Below are 6,611 nucleotides of genomic sequence, written 5' to 3'. Positions count from 1 at the left end.
TAGCTCCGAACGACAGGCATAAAGCCCGTCCTGCCTCTGTCCGCACAAATAAGGGCGACCATATAGGCGAAGATCGGATCCAGAGCCTTCTGATTGAACATGATGCCAAAGCTGCCGGTTATGACGTAGCTGCTGACGAGCAGAAGAGCGAGCGCAATGGCGAGATCCCGGCCCGGTCCGGGTTCTTTTCTCCACGCGCCTATCACGGGCGTCAGGAGCATCAGCGAAAGCGCCGCAATACCGAAAACGCCGGCGTCGATTCCCGCGGTCAGAAAACCGTTGTGGACATGCGAGAAGGGCAGCTGCGGCCTTATGTTATCGGGAAGTTCCGCCAGAACCGAAGCCATCCGGTTTTGCGGGCCATAACCAGTCAAGGGGTCCTTACGGATTGCTGATAGTGCACCTTTGTACAAAGCGAACCGCGCACTGAGCGACGTGATCTCGCCGTCACTGCGTTCGAGCGTTGTCAGATCTCCCTGGAGCGCCTCGATGCGATTGAGGATCTGGCCGCTGCCCAGGGCGACAAGTCCGGCTAACAGCAAGGAGCCGGTAATGGCGAGGCTGCGCAAGCTCAGATGGAAGCTGTGTTTGCGAAAATACCAGAGAAAGATGACGATATGGACGGGAATGACCAGCCAGGCCGAACGCGTTCCCGAAAGCAGCACGCAGCCTAGGCCGGCGGCATATCCCAATATCGCAATTCTTTGCTCCACGCTTCTCGGAGATTGAACGTTGAGAAGCGCAATGCCGCCGAAAAGAACGCCTATGACGCCCAGCAGTGCAGCGTTCGACGTTCCAGCCTCGGCCCTCTCCATCAGAAACATGATCTGCAGGAGACTGAAGACAAAGGTGACGATCATGCCGATGCCTGCGGCGAGGATAAAGAGCGGCACGAGACGGCCATCGGGAGATTGGCGCATTCGCGGCAACATCAGCCAGACCGAAAAGAAAGGCAGGAGCCGGAATATCCAGTCCAGTTCTTCGGAGTAAGGGGGATTGATGAATATGCTGGCGATCATCACCAGCGGGTAGATCGACATGCCAATGGCAACCAGCCGGTCGGATCTCGACAAGTTCAAGGCGAGGCGGCCCGTGGCCAGACAGTAGAGGCCCCATACCATCGACGCGAGGAGGATGAAGGAGTTAAAGTTCGGCGAAAGCCCCGGAAGGATTGCAAAGGCAAAGACCGCAATGCGGTTATTTCGATCGAGCGCACTTCCGGCCTCAGTCCCCGTATGAAGCACTGCTATCTTGAGTTGCCTGAAGTAATTCACCTTGCCGGCCCTGACAGTGTCGATACTGTCTCGCTAAGGATCGCGAAGACGGCTGTCAAGCCGCGATGAGGGCGCAATCCATGGCTTTATTCAACGTGGTATTCAGGCAACAGGCCGTTCTGGGCAGACGTGGTTCTTATTCGATGATCGGCGGCAAATGGATACGGCAGGAAGGCCGCCTTCAACGGAAAACACGTTTGAGGTGCGGGCTTGATTTGAATGTATGATCACGATCAGCTGACCGGCGTGCCGCGGGAAGAAGGCGCCAACATCGCGATCAGCAGAGCCGATCGAGAGAACCGATGCAGCGTGTCGTTGACGTGAAGTGTCTGCCGCTATCGCCAATATTTGCGGGTCGAACTTTCCACCGATGATCGACCGAAGAGATAGCCGAGCCCGAATGCCACAATGCCGGTGGTGAGCAACAGTGCGCTTGCGGTGTGCGGGTGCTCTCTAACGCCGGAAACGACGGCGTAAGCCTCGCGCTGCACTTCTTTGGCTGCGGACTTCGCGGCCTTGGTCAATCCCTCCGGCTGCTCGGTGGGCGTTCCGGTGAATCCGGCGTTCAAGTTCTGTTTGTCGGCCATTTCGGGGACCTTTCTGAGATGGGCGCGAGGCGGAAAGTTCAATCCTGCTCGCGTGTGCCGGGGGAGGCTTCGCGTTGATCCGCGTCCTCGAGATCCGTCTTGACGAGAAATGCATCCGTATGTTCGCGCGAGGCCTCTCGCAGGGCTGCGAGATTTGGGGGATTGTCGGCCTCGCCCTGCTGGGCGTCGAGTTCATGTTCTGCCAGGGTCCAGTGATGCCGATGCTTGCCTTCCGGCCTCCCTTCCTTCTCCCACAGGGAGTATGCCCTTTTTCGGATCTCCTCCTCGCGTGTGGCTGCCGGCGACCCGCCGCTCTTCCTGTCGATTTGGTTTGCGGCTTGCGGAGCCATCTTCCGTCCGCGTGCGTCGGCAGCGGGTGGAGTTTTCGGCCGCCCGCCGTCGGTCGTATTCTCGCTTATCTTGCGTCGTGCTGGGTTTTTCATGATCATCTCCTTGGGGATTTCAACCAACTCGACGGATCTAAGTTCCAAACAAAGAATGCCACGGCACAAAGATCGGGCTTCTGATTCGCAAGGCTCATGCTGTTCACCAGCGCTTTTGAATCGCAATCCTTGCTCGATCCGCCAGGCTCAGACTGAAATACTCAATTCGCGAAGCGCTGAATCACGAGATGCCGTGCCATACCGTCACTCATCAGCAGCACGTCTTGGCAGGTTGATGAAATTGATATACTAGTATTCCATATAGCTTTAACGCCCCGGAATGTCATGCGACAGGCATCAGAAGCCGAAGTTTTGCTACTCCCGGCGTCGCGGGAGGTCGGGCGCAGGCTGCGCCGCATCACCACGGCCGGCGCCATCTATGAGCGCCTCTATGCCGACATTGTGTCGCTGCGGATGCCGCCCGGCATGCTGCTGCAGGAAAAGCGGATCGCCGATGATTTCGGCGTCAGCCGCACACCGGTGCGTGAGGCGCTGCTCAGGCTTTCCGAAGGCGGACTGGTCGATATCTATCCACAATCGGGCACCGTCGTGTCGCGGGTGCCGGTCTCGGCGATCCCCGAGGCGGTCGTTGTGCGCAAGGCGCTCGAAGGCACGACTGTCGAGACCGCGGCCCTGACCGCGACTGCAGCCGATATCGCCCGTCTCGACGCCATCATCGCCCGGCAGCGGTCGCACGCCGTGGCCGGCAATGCCTCGAGCTTCCATGAGGAGGATGAGGCCTTTCATGAAGCGATCGCCCAGATCTCGGGTTATCCCGGTATCTGGGCGATCCTGAAAACGGTCAAAGTGCAGATCGACCGGGCACGGCGGCTGACGCTGCCGGTGCTGGAGCGCATGGACAACGTGGTGCACGAACATATGATCATTCGCGATGCGCTCGCCGCCCATGATGCGGCGGCTGCACGCAGTGCGATGATCCATCACTTAAGCGCCGTCATTCCCGATGTCGACGAACTGCGCGCGCGTTATCCCGATTATTTCTGCTGACGGCAGGCCAACACGAAACGAAAGACCAGGGAAGGAAGACAGATGCGACAGGGTTGGAGATGGTTCGGACCGGAAGCGCCGGTGACGCTGGATGACGTCCGCCAGACGGGTGCCACGAATATCGTCTCTTCGCTGCATCAGGTGCCGATCGGCAGGGCCTGGACAGAGAAGGAGGTGCGCGAACGCCAGTCTCTGATCGAGACGACGCCGGGCGACCGTTCGCCGCTCGTCTGGTCGGTCGTTGAGAGCATCCCGATCCCCGACGCGGTCAAGCGCAAGGGCGGGGAGGCGAAGGCCGAAATCGAGGCGTGGATCGCCAGTCTCGAAGCGGTCGCCGCCTGCGGCATTCCGATCGTCTGCTATAATTTCATGCCTGTCGTGGACTGGACCCGCACCGAACTCGATTTCGTGACCCCGACAGGCGCCACCGCCATGCGTTTCGATCACGAGCGCTTCGCAGCCTTCGATCTCTTCATTCTGGAACGGCCGGATGCAGCACAGCACTATTCCGCGGAAGACCGGGAACAGGCGCGTATCGTCTTCGAGGCGATGACGGACGACGAGGTCGCCGACATCACCCGCATCATCACCTCGGCTCTACCGGGGTCGACCACCGAACCGCTGACCATTCCGGCCTTCCGGGAAAAGCTGGTCGCTTATAGCGGTATCGATGCTGCGAGGTTGCGACGACACCTGATCGAATTCCTGGAGGCGGTGACGCCGGCTGCAGAAGCACGCGGCGTCAAGCTGACGCTGCATCCCGATGATCCGCCGCGTTCCCTGTTCGGCCTGCCGCGCATCGCCTCGACGGCCGATGATTATGCGGCTCTCTTCGATGCGGTGCCATCGGCGGCAAACGGCATGTGTTATTGCACCGGCAGTCTCGGCGTGCGCGCCGAGAACGACCTGCCGGCGATCGCCCGGCGCTTCGCCTCGCGCATCCACTTTGCCCATCTGCGCGCCACGACACGCGAGGGCGACGGCCGGACGTTCCATGAAAGCGCGCATCTGGAAGGCGATGTCGATATGGTCGCCGTTCTCGGCGAACTGGTCGCGGAAGACCGCCGCCGCGGCGCACAAAACACCATCGTCTTCCGCTCGGATCATGGCCACCGCATGCTCGACGATCTCGACAAGGTCGTCACACCCGGTTACCCGGCCATCGGCCGCATGCGCGGCCTCGCCGAACTGCGCGGTATCCTGCATGCTCTGGGCGCGCCGCCGAGCTGAGGGGGCGTTTTTCGCCGTCGGCACCCGCACCGCCCCGCTTGTAACGAAAATCATCGCGCTCTGAAGCCCGAGCGATGCTTCAGAGCGCGCAGCCCTTCAAAAAAAGATCGGCGCACATCTTCGCCCGCGCCGCGATCGCCTCGATCTTCGGCGGTGGCTCCTGGCGCAGGATCGCCGCACGTTGCGGTTCCATCGCCATCATGCCGCGCAGCATGCCGCAGGCCGCATGTGGGTCGTCGAGCGCGATGAGGCCCCGGTCGACCTGCCGGCGCAGCCAGTCCTCCATCAGCGCATTGGTGGGCACGATCGCCTGCTCGTAGAAGGATGTGGCGATCTCCGGAAAGCGGTCGGACTCGCCGATGACGAGCCGCGTGATGGTGACTGTATCTTCCGAGAGCGACAGCATGCCGTAAGCCATCAACATCCGCTCCAGCCCATCTCTCAGATCGGCAGCGGCGAGCATCGGGGGATCGAGCGCAATCAGGAAACCGACGATACGCTCGGAGATCATGCTGGCGAAAAGATCGGCCTTGGTTGGAAACAGCCGGTAGAGGGTCTTTGTGGAAACACCAGCCTCCTGGGCGATCGTGGCGATGCTTGCCGCCGCGTAGCCATTCTCGTGAAACTGGGTGTTCGCCGCTTCGATGATCAGGCCCTTGGTATCGTCGTCACAGCGTAACTGCGGCCTGCCTCTCGGCCTCTTCTCAATTTGTTGATTTTGGACCATGATGATTTTCCAAATTCCCATTGACATCCATTTTATAGTGCATATTTTGGAAAACATCAAGTTTCCTAAATAGGATTTTCACTCGAATTCAGAGGCCGCAGCCCAAGTGACGGCGACCGTCATCAGGAGAAGACAATGACCATCAAGAAGCTGCATGCCCTGAACAACAATACCGCCGTCGAAACTACTGCCGAAGCCGCCCCGGCAAGCCTCGATGCCGGCAAGCCGCCGCGCATCACTGAGGCCGCCGCCCCCGTTGCCGAGGAAAAGCCCGCCCGCAAGCGCGGTGGCCGCTCCCTGCTTCTCGGCGCCACCGCCCTCGTGCTGATCGCCGCCGGCGCCTATTACGGCCATGATTACTGGACGGTCGGTCGCTTCCATATCTCGACCGACGACGCCTATGTGAAGGCCGACAGCAGCACCATCGCCCCCAAGGTATCCGGCTATCTCGCCGAGGTGCTCGTCATGGACAACGAGACCGTCAAGGCCGGCCAGCCGCTTGCCCGCATCGACGACCGCGACTTCAAGGCGGCCCTCGATCAGGCCAGGGCCGATGTCGCTGCCGCGGAAGCCACGGTCAACGCCAAGCAGGCTTCGCTCGATATCCAGCAGTCGACGATTGCCGCCGCCCGCGCGACCGTCGACGTCGACCGCGCCAACGAGACCTTTGCCGAGCAGAACAACAAGCGCTATTCGAACCTTGCCACCAGCGGTTATGCCCCGGTCCAGACGGCGCAGCAGGCCGCCTCGCAGATCGCTGCCGCCCAGGCCTCGATCGTCCGCGACACCGCCTCGCTCGATGCCGCCGTCAAGCAGGTCGATCTTCTCAACGCCGAACTGGCCCAGGCAAAGGCGGCTCTTGCCCGCAGCCAGGCCGTCCAGCACCAGGCCGAGCTCAACCTTTCCTATGCGACGATCACAGCGCCCGTCGACGGCACCGTCGGCAACCGCACGCTGCGCGTCGGCCAATATGTCCAGGCCGGCACCCAGCTGATGTCGGTCGTGCCGACGACGGCTGCCTATGTCATCGCCAATTACAAGGAAACCCAGCTCACCGACGTCAAGGCCGGCCAGCCTGTCGACATCGAGGTCGATATGTTCCCGGGGCGCACCTATCACGGCCATGTCGACAGCCTTGCTCCGGCAAGCGGCCAGGAATTCGCCCTGCTGCCGCCCGATAACGCCACCGGCAACTTCACCAAGGTCGTCCAGCGCATTCCGGTCAGGATCGTACTCGACGGTGACGCCGCCGCCAACGGCGACCTGCGCCCCGGCATGTCGGTCCAGCCTAGCATCGACACCAAGAACGACCGCAGCTAGGCCGGGGGACGAGGAGTTCGTG

At 61.2% G+C, this 6,611-nt stretch carries 7 protein-coding genes; 3 read left to right on the top strand and 4 right to left on the bottom strand.

Features of this window, described 5'->3' with window-relative positions; translation table 11 throughout:
* The 3 genes from ELH03_RS32750 to ELH03_RS32740 all read right to left on the bottom strand — a co-directional run.
* On the bottom strand, nucleotides 1–1,274 hold a 1,274-nt coding region (locus tag ELH03_RS32750), incomplete at its 3' end, for an O-antigen ligase family protein (RefSeq protein ID WP_130765959.1).
* A 335-nt stretch (nucleotides 1,275–1,609) separates the two neighbouring features.
* The gene (locus tag ELH03_RS32745) at nucleotides 1,610–1,861 is read right to left on the bottom strand and encodes a hypothetical protein (RefSeq protein WP_128401804.1); all 252 of its coding nucleotides are present in this window, start codon (nucleotides 1,859–1,861) and stop codon (nucleotides 1,610–1,612) included.
* Between the two features lie 38 nt (nucleotides 1,862–1,899).
* The gene (locus tag ELH03_RS32740; RefSeq protein ID WP_128401865.1) at nucleotides 1,900–2,304 is read right to left on the bottom strand and encodes a DUF2934 domain-containing protein; all 405 of its coding nucleotides are present in this window, start codon (nucleotides 2,302–2,304) and stop codon (nucleotides 1,900–1,902) included.
* A 285-nt stretch (nucleotides 2,305–2,589) separates the two neighbouring features.
* Here ELH03_RS32740 and ELH03_RS32735 point away from each other — a divergent pair, with 285 nt between their 5' ends.
* Together ELH03_RS32735 and uxuA are read left to right on the top strand one after the other, a co-directional pair.
* A complete protein-coding gene (locus ELH03_RS32735) occupies nucleotides 2,590–3,312 on the top strand; it encodes a GntR family transcriptional regulator (protein ID WP_130659884.1) in 723 nt (240 codons plus the stop codon).
* 42 nt (nucleotides 3,313–3,354) lie between these two features.
* Complete coding sequence (gene uxuA, locus ELH03_RS32730; RefSeq protein ID WP_130767394.1) at nucleotides 3,355–4,542, top strand: mannonate dehydratase; 1,188 nt, start codon at nucleotides 3,355–3,357, stop codon at nucleotides 4,540–4,542.
* A gap of 79 nt (nucleotides 4,543–4,621) precedes the next feature.
* On the opposite strand, the gene ELH03_RS32725 is transcribed toward uxuA, so the two are convergent.
* Nucleotides 4,622–5,269 (bottom strand): TetR/AcrR family transcriptional regulator, encoded by a 648-nt coding sequence (locus tag ELH03_RS32725; RefSeq protein WP_128401801.1) that lies wholly within the window; start codon nucleotides 5,267–5,269, stop codon nucleotides 4,622–4,624.
* Nucleotides 5,270–5,404: 135 nt separating this feature from the next.
* Here ELH03_RS32725 and ELH03_RS32720 point away from each other — a divergent pair, with 135 nt between their 5' ends.
* Nucleotides 5,405–6,589: an HlyD family secretion protein gene (locus ELH03_RS32720; protein ID WP_130767393.1), complete on the top strand. Its 1,185-nt coding sequence runs from the start codon at nucleotides 5,405–5,407 to the stop codon at nucleotides 6,587–6,589.
* Nucleotides 6,590–6,611: the final 22 nt, after the last annotated feature.

Source organism: Rhizobium beringeri (genome assembly GCF_004306515.1).
GTDB lineage: Bacteria > Pseudomonadota > Alphaproteobacteria > Rhizobiales > Rhizobiaceae > Rhizobium > Rhizobium beringeri.
This window is presented reverse-complemented; position numbering and strand designations above follow the sequence as displayed.